Genomic DNA, 16,201 nt, shown 5'->3' with positions numbered 1-16,201 from the left:
TCGTGCAGCGAGGCGCCTGCCGGGCCGTGCGACCGCGCTGTCGCTGTCTGTGCCGGCCCTGCGTGGCCATGCGCGCAACGCGTGCTGCATCGCGCGATGGGTGTCGTATGGTTCGGCTGCGTCGTCGGCGAAAACGCATGCGCGCGCATCGACCCGGCCCGGCAACCATGCCGATGCGCCGTACGTCTCGCCATTGAATCGCAATCGCGCCGTGACGCGATGACTTCGGTCAACGCATGCGCGTCGACACGATGCACGGCATGCATGATTGCGAATCCCGATACCAATACGCGGAATCGTTCACTGCTGCATCGTGCGAACGAGTCCCGGCCCGCGGTCCGGTCGCGCGCGCGAATGCACCGCCATCGATCACCGTCATCAACCGATCGCGATTCCCAATCGAACGATCGATTCAAACGCCGCGCCGGCTATCCCGGCACAACGGTCAACTCGATGACGCGCTCCGGCCGGCGGCCGTGGCCGGGCCCGTACGCGCTGCCGTACATCCGGTGAACGGGACCGAACGGCGTGTCGCCTGCAGACGGCGCGTCGAAGCCTTTCTCGATCACCACGTAGCCGGCGCGCAGCGCGAACGCCGGATGGTTGCCGTCGGGGCGGCTGTCGAATCCGGCCAAACCGTCGCCGGCTTCCGGCATCGCATTGACGAGCGACGCGTTGCTGCGCGTGATCTGGTCGGGCGAGATCGGCCCGACGCCGGCGAGGCGCGACGCTTCGCGGTGCTTGCCGTCGGTGTCGACCGTGCTGTCGTGCGTGTCGTCGTTGTCGAGTTCGATGCTGCGCGGATGCGCACCCCGTGTTTGAGCGGACGATTCCATCGCGGCTCTCCTGGCGGCGACACGCTCCGGATCGAAGCAAATCCCGTTCCGGGCACGACGGGAAAAGGCGCGCGGGCGATCGCCGCGGTCGCGCGACGCGCACTGATTTGTCATGATTTATTTCAGCTAGAAGACGCGTTTTCTACAGAGTATGATTCTTTTCCTGCGAAGCGGCGACAGGGGATGAAGTCTCGCCGCCTCTGCCCGCGCCGGGGCGCCGCAGCACCCTTAAAGACGGGTAGCGAACAACAAAGCAAGGGACTAGAGGTGGCGGACTCATGCAAGCGACTACTGCCTTCACGCATCGCGGTTATCTGTTGAATTGCGCGCCCGCACGCGCCAGTGACGGTTCGTTCAAGCCCTACGTCGTGATCTCCCGATCGAGCGACGGGGAACTCGTGGCGAACCGGTTTTTTCCGATCGAGCTCCAGTTCAACGACGAAGGCGACGCGATCGCGCACGCGCGCGACTGGGCCGTGCGCTGGATCGACGCGAGCAGCATCGCGATGTGACGCCGTCGCCCGCGAGCAGCGTCGGCCGTCCGGCCGATCCCCGGGGGCGCCGCTCCCGGACAAAAAACGCGGTAATCTTGCGGAACCCGTCACTTTATTAGCGGCCGCGCAACCGCGCTCGGCTGTCTGCATTGGCCTATGTCGACATCACCCGCCCGTCAGTGGGGCCTCGAAGAAATCGTCGCCGGCTTGCGCGAGTCGCGCGAGGAACTCCATCGCACGCGCCATCCGCGCGGCATCCGCGAGCTGCCGTCGCGCGATGCAATCTGCAAGATTGTGACCGGCCTGCGCGCGTCGATGTTTCCGACGCACTACGGTGCGCCCGACCTGACCGACGAAAGCGTCGACTACTACGTCGGCCACACGCTCGAAAGCACGCTGCGCGTGTTGTCCGAGCAGATTCGCCGCGCGCTGCCGTTCCTGCCCGAGCATGTCGACACGCCGTTCGCCGAGCTCGACGAACGCGCGTTCGAGATCGCGCGCGAGTTCGGCCGGCAGTTGCCGGCGATCCGCGCGCTGCTCGTCAGCGATATCCAGGCCGCGTACGCGGGCGATCCGGCCGCGCAGCACATCACCGAGATCCTGCTGTGCTACCCCGGCGTGTTCGCGATGATGCACCATCGGCTCGCGCACGCGCTGCACCAGCTTGGCGTGCCGTTGCTCGCGCGGTTCATCAATGAAATCGCGCACTCGGCCACCGGCATCGACATTCATCCGGGCGCGCAGATCGGCCCGAGCTTCTTCATCGACCACGGCACCGGTGTCGTGATCGGCGAAACCGCGATCATCGGCGAACGCGTGCGCGTGTACCAGGCCGTCACGCTCGGCGCGAAGAGTTTCCCGGCGGATGGCGAAGGCGCGCTGGTGAAGGGCAATGCGCGGCACCCGATCGTCGAGGATGACGTGGTGATCTACGCGGGCGCGACGATTCTCGGCCGCGTGACGATCGGGCGCGGCTCGGTGATCGGCGGCAACGTGTGGCTCACGCACAGCGTGCCGCCCGGCACGAGCGTCGCGCAGGGCAAGGTTCGCGAGGGCGGGAGCGCGGAGAAGCCGTAACGTGGCGGCGGGCGAATGCGCGGGGGTGGTTCTGCACAACGCGGCGCATGACGCGTAATGGATCGGCGGCCGGCCCGCCGTCGGGCGTTATCGGGCGTGAGCGGCGCGAAGCTTGTTCGACCCGTCGCACGAAGGCGGCGCGCAGCCGCCTTCGTTCATCGAAGCGTCAGTGCTTGCCGTCCGGCGAGCGGTGCTTGTACAGCACGTCCTGATCGACGCGGATCAGGTTCTGGCCCGCATCGACGACGAAATCCACGCCGTTGTATGCATTGCCCGTCAGCAGCAGGATCGCGCTCGCGACGTCGTCGGGGCCCGCGATGCGCGCGAGCGGCGTCGACGCGCGGCTCGCGTGTTCGAAGTCGGCCTGCGTCTGGTCGTCGCTCGGCAGCATCAGCCCCGGGAACACCGCATTCACGCGCAACACCGGCGCGGACGACAGCGCGAGCATCTGCGTGAGGTTGCCGAGCGCGGCCTTCGCGACCGTGTAGCTGAAATGGTCGCGGTGAAAGTTTTCCTTGATCTTCTGGTCGACCACGTTCACGACGACGCCCTGCGTGCCGGCCGCGCGGGCCCGCTCGTAGAACGCGCGCGTGAGCAGGATCGGCGCGCGGCAGTTGACGGCCCACGCGTGGTCGAACGCCGCGAGATCGAAGCTCGGGAAATGGTCCTGCCAGAACACCGACGCGTTGTTGACCAGCACGTCGAGGCGCCCGAAGCGCGCATACACCTGGTCGATCAGCGCGGTGATCTGCGCGGCATCGGACAGGTCGGCCTGCAGCGCGACCGAATCGTGCCCGCGTTCGGCGATCGTTCGCGCAGCGGCCTGCGCGGCATCGGCCGAACGGTCGTAGTGCACCGCGGTGCGATAGCCGTGCGCGGCGAAATACTCGGCGAACGCGCGCCCGGCCCGGCGCGCGGCGCCGGTCACGAGCACGACCGGCGCGTGCGCCGTTTGCTTCGTCTGCTCCATCAGGTATTCGTCAGGTTGACCGAGGAAGGATTCGCGACGATCGACAGGAATTCGCGACGCGTCGACGGATCGGTGCGGAACGTACCGAGCATGCGCGACGTGACCATCTCGACGCCCGGCTTGTGCACGCCGCGCGTCGAGATGCACTGGTGCGCGGCTTCGAGGATCACGCCGACGCCCTTCGGCTGCAGCACGTCGAACAGCGTGTCGGCGATCTGCACGGTCATCTTTTCCTGGATCTGCAGGCGCTTCGCGAATGCGTCGACGAGGCGCGCGAGCTTCGAAATGCCGACGACGCGATGGTTCGGCAGATACGCGACGTGCGCGCGGCCGATGATCGGCACCATGTGATGCTCGCAGTAGCTCTCGAAGCGGATGTCCTTCAGCACGATCATTTCGTCGTAGCCGTCGACCTCGCTGAACGTGCGCGCGAGGATGTCGCGCGGCTCCAGCGCATAGCCGGCGAAGAACTGCTCGTAGGCGCGCACGACGCGTGCGGGCGTGTCGAGCAAGCCTTCGCGCGCGGGATCGTCGCCGGCCCAGCGCAACAGCACGCGGACGGCGTCTTCTGCTTCTTCACGGCTCGGCCGCGAGGCGACCGGCTCGGGCTGTGTGGTTTTCTTTCCCTTACCCATGTAGTGGCTCCATCGAAGGCCGCCTGCGGCGGCCGATATCCGGCCATTGTTTCATGCTTTCGCCGGTCGTGTGTGCGGGCCGCCGCGCCCGCTTCTTTACTTCGGCCATTCGTCCTGCTCGTCGTTGAACAGCGACGCGACGACGCCGCGCAGCCATGCGGTGCGCGGATCGTTGTGGTACTTGCGATGCCAGTGCTGTTTCAGGTCGAAGCGCGGCAGCGCGAGCGGCGGCTCGACGGGCACGATGAACGCGTGCTCGGCCGCGTACGCATAGCCGATCGCATGCGGCACCGTCGCGATCAGGTCGGTGCGGCTCAGGATGAACGGCAGGCTCATGAAGTGCGGCGTTTCGAGCACCGCGCGGCGCTGCATGCGCTGCTTCGCCAGATATTTCTCGAGCACCTCCTGGCTGCGGCCTTCGGCGCGCACGACGGCGTGGCCGCACGTGAGGAACTGCTCGACCGTGAACGGCGGCGTCTGCTCGAACGGATGGCCGCGCCGCATCAGGCAGACGAACCGGTGCGTGAACAGCCGCTGCTGGAAGAAGTTGTTGCCGTCGAGATCGGGGAAGTAGCCGACCGCGAGATCGATCGACCCGGCTTCGAGGCCGCGTCCGACTTCGTCGTGCGCGAGCGAGACCGAACGCAGGTTCGCGTGCGGCGCAAGCGTCGCGAACGCCTGCAGCAGCTTCGGCAGGAACACGATCTCGCCGACGTCGGACAGCGCGATCGAGAACGTATGCGTGCTCGCGGCCGGGTCGAAGTCGTGCGGCGCGACGAGGCCGCGCTCGATCTGCGCGAGCGCGTCGCGGGCGGCCGGCAGCAGCGCGAGCGCGCGCGGCGTCGGCTCCATCCCGCGCGACGTGCGCACGAACAGCGGATCGCCGAAGTATTCGCGCAGCCGGCCGAGCGCCGTGCTCACGCGCGGCTGGCTCACGCCGAGCAGGTCGCCCGCGCGGCTGACGTTGCGCGTGTCGTCGAGTGCGACGAGGTAGGGAATCAGGTTCAGGTCGAGCGGGTCCATCGCCGGGGCCGGTATCTTCAAAACGTATACAACATATCTCCTGAATCGCGTTGCCGCATAGTCGGGAAAGCGCTCAAATGTGTTCCATTATTCGAACCAAAGTTCTGGAGACGAACAATGCGCACCCAAGTCGCGATCATCGGCGCCGGTCCGTCCGGCCTTCTGCTTTCCCACCTGCTGCGCCTGCAAGGCGTCGATTCCATCCTCGTCGAAGCGCGCTCGCGCGAATACTGCGAGAACCGCATCCGCGCCGGTGTGCTGGAGCAGGGCACGGTCGACACGCTGAACGAAGCCGGCCTCGGCGACCGGATGCGCCGCGAAGGGCTCGAACATCACGGCATCGAGCTGCTGTTCGATGGCCAGCGCCACCGCATCGACCTGTCCGAACTGACCGGCGGGCGCGCGATCACCGTCTACAGCCAGCATGAAGTCGTGCGCGACCTGATCGCGGCCGGCGTCGAGCACGGCCATCAGATGCACTTCGAAGTGAGCGACGTCGCGCTGCACGACGTCGAAAGCGAGCACCCGTTCGTCACGTTCAAGCACGCGGACGGCCGCGCGGACCGCATCGACTGCGATTACATCGCCGGCTGCGACGGCTTCCACGGCATCGCACGCCAGACGATTCCCGCCGAGCGGCTGAACACGTTCGAGCGCGTCTACCCGTTCGCGTGGCTCGGCATCCTCGCTGACGCGGCGCCGTCGCTCGACGAGCTCGTGTATGCGCATCACGACAACGGTTTCGCGTTGTTCTCGATGCGCTCGCCGACGGTCACGCGCCTGTACCTGCAGTGCAAGCCGGATGAAGACCTCGCCGAATGGTCCGACGCGCGGATCTGGGACGAACTGCACACGCGTTTCTCGAACGACACCGGCTGGACGCCGACCGAGGGCCGGATCACGCAGAAGAGCGTGACGCCGATGCGCAGCTTCGTGTCGGAGACGATGCAGCACGGCCGCCTGTTCCTCGCCGGCGACGCCGCGCACATCGTGCCGCCGACCGGCGCGAAGGGGATGAACCTCGCGGTGGCCGACGTCCGCGCGCTGTCGCGCGCGCTCGGCGCGCGCTACCGGACGGGCGACGCGACGCCGCTCGAGCGCTATTCGGCGACCTGCCTCGAACGCGTGTGGCGCGCCGAGCACTTTTCTTACTTCATGACGAACATGCTGCATGCGTCGCCGGACGACTCCCCGTTCGTCAATCGCCTGAAGTTTGCCGAGCTGAAATACGTGACGCGTTCGCGGGCCGCCGCGCAGTCGCTCGCCGAAAACTACGTCGGCTTGCCGTTCGACGACGCGACGCCCCCCGAGCGAACCCGCCTTGACAACGCGCTGTGCGCGACTCTATGATCGGCCATCGTTCGCTAATCGAATCAAGGTTCGAATAGCGAACAAAAGCCGAGGGTCGACGAAGGCCTCCGGCGCGGCACGCGGCACGCGCGTGTCCCCTCGACAGGCCGCGCACGAGCCGCGGGTTCGCATCAGGAAGAGACATGGTCAACAAGATTTTCGAATCGCTTCAGTCGGCGGTTGCCGACGTCCACGATGGCGCGACAATCATGATCGGCGGCTTCGGCACGGCCGGCATGCCGTCCGAGCTGATCGACGCGCTGATCGAACAGGGCGCGCGCGACCTGACGATCGTCAACAACAACGCGGGCAACGGCGAGACGGGTCTCGCGGCGCTGCTGAAGGCGAAGCAGGTGCGCAAGATCATCTGCTCGTTCCCGCGCCAGAGCGACTCGCAGGTGTTCGACGCGCTGTACCGTGCGGGCGAGATCGAGCTGGAGCTCGTGCCGCAGGGCAACCTCGCGGAGCGCATCCGCGCGGCGGGCGCCGGCATCGGCGGCTTCTTCACGCCGACGGGCTACGGCACCAAGCTTGCGGAAGGCAAGGAAACGCGCGTGATCGACGGCAAGCCGTACGTGTTCGAGACGCCGATCCACGCCGATTTCGCGCTCGTGAAGGCGTACAAGGGCGATCGCTGGGGCAACCTCGTGTATCGCAAGACCGCGCGCAACTTCGGGCCGATCATGGCCAGCGCGGCGAAGGTCGCGATCGTCCAGGTGTCGGAAGTCGTGCCGCTCGGCGGGCTGAACCCGGAACACATCGTGACGCCGGGCATTTTCGTGCAGCGGATCGTCGAGGTGCCGCAGGCCGCGCACGCGGCCGAGCTGGCCGCCGAACACGCTGCATCGCAAGCCGCCTGACCGCCTGGAGGAAAACCGACATGAAACGACTGACCCGCGATGAAATGGCCAAGCGCGTCGCCCAGGACATCCCCGAAGGCGCGTACGTGAACCTCGGCATCGGCGTGCCGACGCTGGTGGCGAACCACCTTGACCCGAGCAAGGAGATCTTCCTGCACAGCGAGAACGGCCTGCTCGGCATGGGCCCGGCGCCCGCGCCCGGCGAGGAAGACGACGAGCTGATCAACGCCGGCAAGCAGCACGTGACGCTGCTCACCGGCGGCGCGTATTTCCACCACTCGGATTCGTTCGCGATGATGCGCGGCGGCCATCTCGACTACTGCGTGCTCGGCGCGTTCCAGGTATCGGCGAACGGCGACCTCGCGAACTGGCATACGGGTGCGCCCGATGCGATTCCGGCCGTCGGCGGCGCGATGGACCTCGCGATCGGCGCGAAGCAGGTGTTCGTGATGATGGAGCACCTGACGAAGCAGGGCGAGAGCAAGATCGTCGCGCAGTGCTCGTATCCGGTCACCGGCGTGCAATGCGTGAGCCGTATCTATACGGATCTCGCCGTGCTCGACGTGACGGCCGACGGCCTCGCGGTGAGCGAGATCTTCACCGACCTGTCGTTCGACGAGTTGCAGAAGCTGACCGGCGTGCCGCTGATCGACGCGACGCAGAAGGCAGCCGCCTGAACGGCAAGCGTGCCGGTGCGCGCTTTCGTGCGCACGCCGGCACGCTTGGGTAGACAATAGGCGCACGCCGTTTCCCCATTCCGATGCCATGCTCGAAGACAGCGCCCGCCTCACCTCCCTGATCTGCGGCACCGAGCCGCTCAACCGGATCTGGTCGCCCCGCGCGACGATCCAGCGCATGCTCGACGTCGAGGCCGCGCTCGCGCGCGCGCTCGCCGCGCAGCAAGTGATTCCCGCCACCGCGGTTGCCCCGATCGAACGCGCGTGCGATGCCGCTCTGCTCGACGCCGATGCGCTTGCGCAAGGCGCTGCGCTCGGCGGCAATCTCGCGATTCCGCTCGTCAAGCAACTCACCGCGCAAGTGAAGGCCGACGACCCCGAGGCCGCGAAGTTCGTGCACTGGGGCGCGACGAGCCAGGACATCATCGATACCGCGACCGTGCTGCAGTTGCGCGACACGCTCGACGTGCTCGAATCGCTGCTCGACGAAGCCTGCGCGTCGCTCGCGGCGCTCGCGCGCACGCACCGCGCGACGCCGATGATCGGCCGCACGTGGCTGCAGCAGGCGCTGCCGATCACGCTCGGCCTCAAATTCGCCCAATGGCTCGATGCGCTGCTGCGCCATCGCGCGCGCTTCGTCGAGTTGCGCGAGCGCGCGCTCGTGCTGCAGTTCGGCGGCGCAGCCGGCACGCTCGCGAGCCTGCGCGAGCATGCGGCCGGCGTGAGCGCCGCGCTCGCGGCCGACCTGAAGCTCGCGTTGCCGGCCGTGCCGTGGCATACGCAGCGTGACCGCATCGCGGAAGCCGCGTCGTGCTTCGGGATGCTGACCGGCACGCTCGGCAAGATCGCACGCGACGTGTCGCTGCAGATGCAGACCGAAGTGGGCGAGCTCGGCGAACCGGCGGCCGCCGGCAAGGGCGGCTCGTCGACGATGCCGCACAAGCGCAACCCGGTCGGCTGCGCGGCCGTGCTGACGGCCGCCGTGCGTGCGCCGAACCTCGTCGCGACCGTGTTCGCGGGGATGGTGCAGGAGCACGAGCGCGCCCTCGGCGGCTGGCAGGCCGAATGGGATGCGCTGCCCGATCTCGCGCGCCTGACGGGCGGCGCGCTCGCGCAGATTGCGCAGATCGTCGCGGGCCTCGACGTCAATACCGACCGCCTCGCCGCGAACCTCGACCTGACGCACGGGCTGATCCTCGGCGAAGCCGTGATGCTCGCACTCGGCGACAAGATCGGCCGGCTCGATGCGCACCACGTCGTCGAGCATGCGTCGAAGGAAGCCGTGCGCACCGGGGCGACGCTGTTCGACGTGCTCGCCGCCGATGCGACCGTGTCGGCCCACCTGTCGCGCGACGCGCTCGCGCGGCTGCTCGATCCCGCCCATTACGTCGGCGAGGCGCGGGCCTATGTCGACGCCGTGCTCGCGCTGCACGCGGGCGCGAAACAACCAGGAGAACATTGATGCCTTTCGCCACTGTCAACGGCGTGAAACTGCATTACCGGATCGACCGTGCCGCACGCGACGACGCGCCGTGGCTCGTCTTCTCGAACTCGCTCGGCGCCGACCTGCAGATGTGGGCGCCGCAGATTCGCCCGCTCACGCAGCACTTCAATATCCTGCGCTACGACACGCGCGGCCACGGCCATTCCGACGCGCCGGCCGGTTCGTACACGATCGAACAGCTGGCCGGCGACGTGATCGGCCTGCTCGACCACGTCGGCATCGACTGCGCGCATTTCTGCGGGATCTCGATGGGTGGATTGACGGGCGCCGCGCTCGCCGCGCGCTACCCGTCGCGCATCGTGCGCGCGGTGCTGTCGAATACCTCGGCCAAGATCGGCTCGCCGGAAGTGTGGGCGCCGCGTGCGCAGAAGGCGCGCGCCGAAGGGATGGCCGCGCTCGCCGACGCCGTGCTGCCGCGCTGGTTCACCGACGCATTCGTCGACCGCGAGCCGCGCCTGTTCGACGCGATCCGCGACACCTTCGTGCATACCGACAAGGACGGCTACGCGGCGAACTGCGACGCGCTGAACGCGGCCGACCTGCGCGAGGAAGTGAAGGGCATCGCACTGCCGGTGCTTGTCGTGACCGGTGCGAAGGACATGTCGACGCCGCCCGACCAGGGCCGCGCGCTCGCCGCCGCGATTCGCGGTGCGCTGCACGTCGAATTCGACGCCGCGCACATTTCGAACATCGAGTGCACCGACGGTTTCAACCGCGCGCTGCTCGATTTCCTGACTGCGTGAGGCACCGGCGATGGACGACCAGGAACGTTATGAAGCAGGGATGAAGGTGCGTCGCGCGGTGCTTGGCGACGCGCACGTCGACCGTTCGCTCGAGAATCGTACCGAAGTGACGGAGGAATTTCAGAACCTGATCACGCGCTATGCGTGGGGCGAGATCTGGACGCGCGACGGCCTGCCGCGCCATACGCGCAGCCTGCTGACCATCGCGATGATGGTCGCGCTGAACCGCGGCGAGGAGCTGGCGCTGCACCTGCGCGCCGCGCGCAACAACGGCGTGACGCGCGACGAGATCAAGGAAGTGCTGCTGCAGACCGCGATCTATTGCGGCGTGCCGGCCGCGAATTCCGCGTTCCATCTCGCGGACAAGATCTTCAAGGAACAAGATGGGGCCGGTTAAGTGCCGGCGGTAATCTGATCGATTGGCCCGCCGAGGTTGGCGGGCCGTCGTCGATGAAGAACGCGCCGGCAGCGAATCGGTGCGTGAACGAAGGAAAGGCGCGGCCACGAGGCCGCGCTTGTTGCATCTATATCAATGTTGGATGCGACCGGATCGAGCGCTGACGCGCCCACGCCGGCCGACAAGGAGACAAGCGATGAATCGCACACCCGTGGTCGATGTCCAGACCTTCATCAACGAGCAGCCGTTCGGCGGCTTTCAATGGCTCGTATTCCTCATGTGTTTCGTGATCGTGCTGCTCGACGGCTTCGATACGGCCGCGATCGGCTTCATCGCGCCGTCGCTGCTCGGCGAATGGAACCTCACGAAGCCCGATCTCGCGCCGGTGCTCAGCGCCGCGCTGTTCGGCCTGGCGTGCGGCGCGCTCGTGTCGGGCCCGCTGTCCGACCGGCTCGGCCGCCGCTCGCTGCTGCTCGGTTCAGTGTTCCTGTTCGGGGTCGCATGCCTGATGTCCGCGTTCTCGAACACGATCGGACACCTGACGATCCTGCGCTTCATCACCGGCGTCGGGCTCGGCGCAGCGATGCCGAACGCGGTCACGATGATGGGCGAATTCTGCCCGGACAAGCGCCGCGCGACCGTGATCAACCTGATGTTCTGCGGCTTTCCGCTCGGCGCCGCGTTCGGCGGTTTCCTGGCCGCATGGATGATTCCGCATTTCGGCTGGCGCAGCGTGCTGATGCTCGGCGGCGTGACGCCGCTGCTGCTCGGCGTGCTGTTGCTGCTGAAGATGCCGGAATCGGTGCGCTTCATGGTCGCGAGCGGCCGGTCCATCGACAAGATCCGCGCCACGCTCGCACGGATCTCGCGCGACGCGCTGAACGCCGGCTCGTTCGTGCTGACCGAAGCCGCGCCGCAGACCGGCGGCAAGGGCCTCGGCGTCGTGCTGTCGCGCTCGTACCTCGTCGGCTCGGTGATGCTGTGGCTCGCATACTTCATGGGCCTCGTGATCTTCTACGCGTCGATCAACTGGATGCCGATTCTGCTGAAGGATGCGGGCCTGACGCCGAAGAGCGCGACGCTGATCTCCGCGCTGTTCCCGCTCGGCGGCGTGGGCGCGGTGCTGTGCGGCGTGCTGATGGACCGCTTCAACGCGAACCGCGTGATCGCCGTGTGCTACGCGCTGACGGCTGTGAGCGTATATGCGATCGGGCAGGCGGCCGGCAACGTCGGGTTGCTGGTGCTGGTCGTGTTCGTGGCCGGCGTGCTGATGAATACCGCGCAATCGTCGATGCCGGCGCTGGCCGCCGCGTTCTATCCGACCGAAGGGCGCGGCACGGGCGTCGCGTGGATGCTCGGCGTCGGTCGTTTCGGCGGGATCGCGGGGTCGTTCCTCGTCGCCGAACTGACGCGCCGGCACTTCTCGTTCGCGGGCGTGTTCGCGACGATCGCCGTCGCGGGCGTGCTGGCCTGCGCTGCGCTACTGATCAAGCAGATGGCGCGGCCGCATGGCGTCGCGCAGCCGGCAGGCAAGATCGAGTCGCTCGGGCATTGAGCGGCGTGCGGGCCGGTGCGGTGCGCCGGCCCAGTGCATGACGGATTCGGATCGGTTGCAAGCCAATCGACCGACGCACGACAGCAGACCGGGCCGCCTTCGCGGCCCGTCGGCATTCCGGCCGTCGCACCGTTACTCCTCCGCGTCGTGTTCCTTGACGAAGTTGCGCAGATACGCGCGCAACGCGGCTTCCCGGCTGCGATGATCGTCGTGGTTCGCGGCGCCCATTTCCTCCTCGTCGCCGAACAGCGTCGGCGGCGCGCAGTAAGTGCCGACTTCGATGTTCTCGCGCAGCACGCGGATGTCGTGCGTGAGCGGGTGATACTCGGCGATCCAGTGCATGCCCTCGATGTGCTCGCCCGCTCTCAGCATTGGCTTCATCAGCAATCTCCATGCAGAGCAGCGGTGCAACCGCCGAAGCGGTCGCACGCGCCCGTACCGAAAGGGTACGCCTGCCGCACGCGAAGCTCAACGGGCGCGCTGGTGAGCGCTTACTGCGGCAGCAGATGGGCGACGAGCGGGTACAGCGACAGGATCAGCAGCACGGCCATCGTCACGTTGAAGATGCGCAGCGCGCGGGGATTCGACAGGAAGCGCCGCAAGCCGAGGCCGAATGCCGCCCACAGGCAGATGCACGGGAAGCCGATCAGGATGAACACGACGGACATCCATGCGGCGTTCATCCCGTAGTCGGCGGACAGCTGGACCGTCGTCGCGGCGGTCAGCACCATCATCCACGCTTTCGGATTGACCCACTGGAACGCGGCGGCTTCGATGAACGTCATCGGCCGCGGCTTGGCGCCGTGTGCCTTCACTTCGCCCGACGTGCCGATGCGCCAGGCGAGGTACAGCAGATAGGCGACGCTCGCGGCTTCGAGGATCGTGTACAGCAGCGGCAGGCGCTTGAACGCCTCGCCGAGGCCGAAGCCGACGCAGAGCATCAGGATCGCGACGCCGATGCTGATGCCGAACAGGTGCGGCATCGTGCGGCGGAAACCGAAGTTGACGCCGGACGCGAGCAGCATCGTGTTGTTCGGGCCGGGCGTGATCGACGTGACGAGCGCGAACAGCATGCCGGCCGGCAGCGCGCTGACGGTGAGGAATTCCATCGCGGATTCTCCATTTGTGTTCGAGGCTGGGATGGAGTCAGTGTAGCGACGGTTTTCTGTACAGTACCGGTACAGTTGGAGTGACGAATGCCGGTACGGGAAGGGGGCGGCGATCGCTTGCTGCGTGCGAGAGCGTGGCGCCTCGCAGGTGTGAGCGGCTCGCGAGTGGTATCAGGTATATTCAGCGGGTTCTTGTCCTCACGGTATCCGTTCAATGGAATCAAGACGCAAGACAGTGTGCGTCGTCGCGCCTGCAGGTGTGCCCGATCCGCAAGGAATAGCGCGCGGCATCGCGCTCGTCGAAAGCTGGGGCTTCAAGGTCACGACGGGCGCGCATCTCGGCAATCGGTACCGCTATTTTGCCGGTACCGCCGAGGAGCGCGCGGACGACCTGCGGCGCGCCTTGATGGATCCGTCAATCGATATCGTCTGGCTCGCGCGAGGGGGATTCGGTTGCGCGCATCTGCTCGAGCGCCTGCCCGACGAGATCGCGACGCCGAAGACGATCGTCGGTTTTTCCGACGCGACGTCGCTATTCTGCGCGCTTGCAGACCGGCCCGGCGTGCGCTTGTTGCATGGTCCGACATTCCACAGCCTGGCGACCAAGGTCGACGACGCGACGCGTGCCGACATGCGCGCCGTGCTGACCGGTGGCAAACGCGCACCGCTGAGCCTGCGGCATGTGTCCGGCGCCCCTGATGCGGTGCGGGGACATCTGTGCGGCGGCAACGTGACGGTGCTCGCGAGCGTCGCGGGTACACGCTGGTCGCTTCGCTCACGCGATGCGATCGTACTGCTGGAAGACGTGACGGAATTCGGCTACCGGCTCGACCGCAGCCTGACGCAACTGCGTCTGAGCGGCGCGTTCGACGGGGCCCGCGCGTTCGTGCTCGGGCAGTTCACGCGCTGCCCGATCCCGGATGGCGCGGATTTCACGCTCGAGCAGATGCTTGTCGACGTGCTGGGCGGCTTCGGCCTGCCGATCTACTCGGGTCTGCCGATCGGACATGAACACCGCAACATCACTTGGCAATACGGCAACCAGGCTGCCATCGAGAACGGCGCGATCCGGTTCGTCGCGTAGCGTCGAATCTAGAAGGACGGGAACGCGCGTCCGCAGTCCCAATCTGTTGTCTTTGAATTGATGATGAAAACGCCTCGAAATAATCTGCTTTAACCGCCGCAATTTTTGGAGTTTTACGTCTGCCCCTTACCCCTCGCCGTACCCCTCCCTCCGCCGGAATCCCGCCAGACGAACGCAACCAGATCCACTTCGACCGCAGCGTATCGAGGCAGCCGGAATGCACTGAGTGACGTTCTTGCGTGCACGCCCGCTTCGCCGAACACGGAATGCACCACCTCCGACGCGCCATCGGCGACGGCACTGTGTTCTTCGAATTCAGGATCGCTTTGCATATAGACGCCGAGGCGCGGAACGGCCCGGACCCGCTCGAGGGTGCCGAGCGACCGTTGTAACAGCGCGATGCAGCGAGCGGCACAGATCATCGCGCCGCGCCGACCGCTGTCCACCGACACGTCCGATCCGATCAAACCGCGAACGGCGATTTCGCCGTTGAGCTTCGGAATTTGTCCACTGACGAAGATCTGGTTGTCACAGCGCACGAGCGGCGCGTACCGCCCGGCCGCACCAAAATCCTCGTCCACGGCGAGTCCCAGCGCATCGGCAATGCCGCGGAATATCGCGTCCCGGTTCATGTCGATCGTCTCCGTTTCGTCGTCCGGCATCGCGGTATTCATTGATACACCGGCGGAGACTCGCGGGACGTGTCCGTCGAATGCGCGATCGCGTGGCCGCCATACGCAACAGCCGCCGCGTCCCAGCCGACGTCGATGTGCGCCGCCATGACCTGCAGGTCGCGCCAGTGACGTTGTGCAGGATGGGCGTCGAATGCCACGGCGGTGCCCATGCTGCCGATCAGTCGCCGGATCGCGTCGACGCAAAGCTGTGCGATGAACGCGCGATCACGCCTGATGCGGACCGTCTCGGCAGGCGACACCGCGCGTCGCGCGATGCCGGCCGTGTGCAAGGTGCGGACCAGCGCGTCGTAGAGACGACCGGCGCAGGCGAGCTCCGCGTCGCTTTTCGCGATGTGCCCGCAAAGCACCGCGTCGCCGCTTCTACCGCGGCTGCGGAGCGTATCGATGCAGTGCCGGTATGCGCCCTGTGCGCAGCCCAGAATCGGTCCGATGATCCACGTCGTGCTGTACGGGATGAGCGGCACGTCGTACAGATACGCGTCGGGATGCAGGTCGGCGCCGGCGGGATGCGGGCCAAAATAGTTCGAACGAGCGAACACCCACTCGTCCGACACGTACAGCTTGTCGAATGCAATATCCCTGGAGCCTGTCGCGCGCATCCCGGACACGTGCCACGTGTCGAGCACACGGACGTCTTCGCGTCGAACCACGACCTTGAAGATCTCCTGGGCCTCCGGTGCGTCCGTCCCGCCGAGTCGTGCCGAGACGATTACCCAGGTTGCGTGATCGATGCCCGAGCTGTAGCGCCAGATGCCGTTCAACCGGAATCCGCTGCCGTCCCTGACGAACGTGCCGTTCTGAACCGTGGCCGTCGCGAACAGCTGTCGCGGCCCGTTCGCGAAGATGATGTCCTGACAGCCGGCGGGCAGGCGCGCCGCAGTCGTCACATGTCCGCCGACGACACTCAACATCCAGGCCGTGGACGCGCATGCGGTGGCCGCGAGCCGGGCAGCTTCGACGAGTGTCGGGAAGTCCTGCTGCAATCCGCCGTAGCGGCGCGGCGTCAGCAGGTGGAGGAGCCCGGTATCGTGCAGTTCGGCCATGGTCTCGGGCGACAGGCGCGCGAGCTGATCGGCCGCCTGTGCGCGAGCCTGCCAGTGCGGGAGCAGTTGTTCGATGCGTCGTCCGATCTGCGTGCGCTCGAGTTCGAGCCCGTCCACGCATGACCGGATCGTATCCATTGACGGGAGGT

Annotated in this window: 18 protein-coding genes; 10 read left to right on the top strand and 8 right to left on the bottom strand. The window is 66.8% G+C overall.

Translation table 11 applies throughout. The features are described 5' to 3' along the window. Positions 1-428: 428 nt before the first annotated feature. Positions 429-836 carry a DUF3005 domain-containing protein gene (locus HWX76_RS29690; protein ID WP_124595308.1) on the bottom strand — a complete coding sequence of 136 codons (408 nt, stop codon included), beginning with the start codon at positions 834-836 and terminating at the stop codon, positions 429-431. Between the two features lie 278 nt (positions 837-1,114). Here HWX76_RS29690 and HWX76_RS29685 point away from each other — a divergent pair, with 278 nt between their 5' ends. Together HWX76_RS29685 and epsC are read left to right on the top strand one after the other, a co-directional pair. Next, positions 1,115-1,348 (top strand): hypothetical protein, encoded by a 234-nt coding sequence (locus tag HWX76_RS29685; protein WP_050017188.1) that lies wholly within the window; start codon positions 1,115-1,117, stop codon positions 1,346-1,348. A 138-nt stretch (positions 1,349-1,486) separates the two neighbouring features. Then, positions 1,487-2,407, top strand: a complete 921-nt coding sequence (gene epsC / locus HWX76_RS29680) for a serine O-acetyltransferase EpsC (RefSeq protein WP_050017187.1) — start codon at positions 1,487-1,489, stop codon at positions 2,405-2,407. 166 nt (positions 2,408-2,573) lie between these two features. On the opposite strand, the gene HWX76_RS29675 is transcribed toward epsC, so the two are convergent. The 3 genes from HWX76_RS29675 to HWX76_RS29665 all read right to left on the bottom strand — a co-directional run bounded on the left by HWX76_RS29675 (position 2,574) and on the right by HWX76_RS29665 (position 5,035). Then, positions 2,574-3,377 (bottom strand): SDR family oxidoreductase, encoded by an 804-nt coding sequence (locus HWX76_RS29675; RefSeq protein WP_050017186.1) that lies wholly within the window; start codon positions 3,375-3,377, stop codon positions 2,574-2,576. Then, complete coding sequence (folE, locus tag HWX76_RS29670; protein ID WP_050017185.1) at positions 3,377-4,012, bottom strand: GTP cyclohydrolase I FolE; 636 nt, start codon at positions 4,010-4,012, stop codon at positions 3,377-3,379. Before folE ends, HWX76_RS29675 begins: the two co-directional genes overlap by 1 nt. Before the next feature lie 96 nt (positions 4,013-4,108). After that, positions 4,109-5,035, bottom strand: a complete 927-nt coding sequence (locus tag HWX76_RS29665) for a LysR family transcriptional regulator (protein WP_050017184.1) — start codon at positions 5,033-5,035, stop codon at positions 4,109-4,111. 117 nt (positions 5,036-5,152) lie between these two features. On the opposite strand from HWX76_RS29665, the gene pobA reads away from it, so the two are divergent. From pobA to HWX76_RS29630, 7 genes are all read left to right on the top strand, one after another. Beyond that, positions 5,153-6,385: a 4-hydroxybenzoate 3-monooxygenase gene (gene pobA / locus HWX76_RS29660; RefSeq protein WP_050017183.1), complete on the top strand. Its 1,233-nt coding sequence runs from the start codon at positions 5,153-5,155 to the stop codon at positions 6,383-6,385. A gap of 143 nt (positions 6,386-6,528) precedes the next feature. Then, positions 6,529-7,245: a 3-oxoacid CoA-transferase subunit A gene (locus HWX76_RS29655; protein WP_006480132.1), complete on the top strand. Its 717-nt coding sequence runs from the start codon at positions 6,529-6,531 to the stop codon at positions 7,243-7,245. 20 nt (positions 7,246-7,265) lie between these two features. Continuing rightward, positions 7,266-7,922, top strand: a complete 657-nt coding sequence (locus HWX76_RS29650; protein WP_006482308.1) for a CoA transferase subunit B — start codon at positions 7,266-7,268, stop codon at positions 7,920-7,922. Between the two features lie 88 nt (positions 7,923-8,010). Beyond that, the gene (locus tag HWX76_RS29645) at positions 8,011-9,384 is read left to right on the top strand and encodes a 3-carboxy-cis,cis-muconate cycloisomerase (RefSeq protein ID WP_176016752.1); all 1,374 of its coding nucleotides are present in this window, start codon (positions 8,011-8,013) and stop codon (positions 9,382-9,384) included. After that, the gene (gene pcaD, locus HWX76_RS29640; protein WP_176016751.1) at positions 9,384-10,169 is read left to right on the top strand and encodes a 3-oxoadipate enol-lactonase; all 786 of its coding nucleotides are present in this window, start codon (positions 9,384-9,386) and stop codon (positions 10,167-10,169) included. Before HWX76_RS29645 ends, pcaD begins: the two co-directional genes overlap by 1 nt. Positions 10,170-10,179: 10 nt before the next feature. Next, entirely contained in the window at positions 10,180-10,566 is a 387-nt protein-coding gene (gene pcaC, locus HWX76_RS29635) for a 4-carboxymuconolactone decarboxylase (RefSeq protein WP_050017180.1), read from the top strand. 196 nt (positions 10,567-10,762) lie between these two features. Then, positions 10,763-12,121, top strand: coding sequence for an MFS transporter (locus HWX76_RS29630; protein WP_050017179.1), 1,359 nt, complete (start codon positions 10,763-10,765; stop codon positions 12,119-12,121). Between the two features lie 132 nt (positions 12,122-12,253). Here the strand turns inward: HWX76_RS29630 and HWX76_RS29625 are convergent, their stop codons facing one another. After that, positions 12,254-12,502, bottom strand: a complete 249-nt coding sequence (locus HWX76_RS29625) for a hypothetical protein (protein ID WP_050017178.1) — start codon at positions 12,500-12,502, stop codon at positions 12,254-12,256. 110 nt (positions 12,503-12,612) lie between these two features. Then, a complete protein-coding gene (locus HWX76_RS29620) occupies positions 12,613-13,230 on the bottom strand; it encodes a LysE family translocator (protein ID WP_050017177.1) in 618 nt (205 codons plus the stop codon). 214 nt (positions 13,231-13,444) lie between these two features. On the opposite strand from HWX76_RS29620, the gene HWX76_RS29615 reads away from it, so the two are divergent. Next, entirely contained in the window at positions 13,445-14,314 is an 870-nt protein-coding gene (locus tag HWX76_RS29615) for an LD-carboxypeptidase (RefSeq protein WP_050017172.1), read from the top strand. Between the two features lie 113 nt (positions 14,315-14,427). On the opposite strand, the gene HWX76_RS29610 is transcribed toward HWX76_RS29615, so the two are convergent. After that, positions 14,428-14,988: a RidA family protein gene (locus tag HWX76_RS29610; RefSeq protein WP_089489956.1), complete on the bottom strand. Its 561-nt coding sequence runs from the start codon at positions 14,986-14,988 to the stop codon at positions 14,428-14,430. Beyond that, positions 14,985-16,169, bottom strand: a complete 1,185-nt coding sequence (locus HWX76_RS29605) for an acyl-CoA dehydrogenase family protein (protein WP_244138033.1) — start codon at positions 16,167-16,169, stop codon at positions 14,985-14,987. Before HWX76_RS29605 ends, HWX76_RS29610 begins: the two co-directional genes overlap by 4 nt. Positions 16,170-16,201 lie beyond the last annotated feature (32 nt).

Source organism: Burkholderia sp. BCC0398, assembly GCF_902833245.1.
In the GTDB taxonomy this organism is placed as follows: Bacteria; Pseudomonadota; Gammaproteobacteria; order Burkholderiales; family Burkholderiaceae; genus Burkholderia; species Burkholderia sola.
The sequence above is the reverse complement of the archived record's forward strand: the minus strand, read 5'-3'. Positions and strand labels throughout refer to the sequence as shown.

What these genes read in the sequence shown, in the direction of transcription:
- HWX76_RS29690 (WP_124595308.1), bottom strand. Translation starts at nt 836, where the DNA reads ATGGAATCGTCCGCTCAAACACGGGGTGCGCATCCGCGCAGCATCGAA.
- HWX76_RS29685 (WP_050017188.1), top strand. Translation starts at nt 1,115, where the DNA reads ATGCAAGCGACTACTGCCTTCACGCATCGCGGTTATCTGTTGAATTGC.
- epsC (WP_050017187.1), top strand. Translation starts at nt 1,487, where the DNA reads ATGTCGACATCACCCGCCCGTCAGTGGGGCCTCGAAGAAATCGTCGCC.
- HWX76_RS29675 (WP_050017186.1), bottom strand. Translation starts at nt 3,377, where the DNA reads ATGGAGCAGACGAAGCAAACGGCGCACGCGCCGGTCGTGCTCGTGACC.
- folE (WP_050017185.1), bottom strand. Translation starts at nt 4,012, where the DNA reads ATGGGTAAGGGAAAGAAAACCACACAGCCCGAGCCGGTCGCCTCGCGG.
- HWX76_RS29665 (WP_050017184.1), bottom strand. Translation starts at nt 5,035, where the DNA reads ATGGACCCGCTCGACCTGAACCTGATTCCCTACCTCGTCGCACTCGAC.
- pobA (WP_050017183.1), top strand. Translation starts at nt 5,153, where the DNA reads ATGCGCACCCAAGTCGCGATCATCGGCGCCGGTCCGTCCGGCCTTCTG.
- HWX76_RS29655 (WP_006480132.1), top strand. Translation starts at nt 6,529, where the DNA reads ATGGTCAACAAGATTTTCGAATCGCTTCAGTCGGCGGTTGCCGACGTC.
- HWX76_RS29650 (WP_006482308.1), top strand. Translation starts at nt 7,266, where the DNA reads ATGAAACGACTGACCCGCGATGAAATGGCCAAGCGCGTCGCCCAGGAC.
- HWX76_RS29645 (WP_176016752.1), top strand. Translation starts at nt 8,011, where the DNA reads ATGCTCGAAGACAGCGCCCGCCTCACCTCCCTGATCTGCGGCACCGAG.
- pcaD (WP_176016751.1), top strand. Translation starts at nt 9,384, where the DNA reads ATGCCTTTCGCCACTGTCAACGGCGTGAAACTGCATTACCGGATCGAC.
- pcaC (WP_050017180.1), top strand. Translation starts at nt 10,180, where the DNA reads ATGGACGACCAGGAACGTTATGAAGCAGGGATGAAGGTGCGTCGCGCG.
- HWX76_RS29630 (WP_050017179.1), top strand. Translation starts at nt 10,763, where the DNA reads ATGAATCGCACACCCGTGGTCGATGTCCAGACCTTCATCAACGAGCAG.
- HWX76_RS29625 (WP_050017178.1), bottom strand. Translation starts at nt 12,502, where the DNA reads ATGAAGCCAATGCTGAGAGCGGGCGAGCACATCGAGGGCATGCACTGG.
- HWX76_RS29620 (WP_050017177.1), bottom strand. Translation starts at nt 13,230, where the DNA reads ATGGAATTCCTCACCGTCAGCGCGCTGCCGGCCGGCATGCTGTTCGCG.
- HWX76_RS29615 (WP_050017172.1), top strand. Translation starts at nt 13,445, where the DNA reads ATGGAATCAAGACGCAAGACAGTGTGCGTCGTCGCGCCTGCAGGTGTG.
- HWX76_RS29610 (WP_089489956.1), bottom strand. Translation starts at nt 14,988, where the DNA reads ATGAATACCGCGATGCCGGACGACGAAACGGAGACGATCGACATGAAC.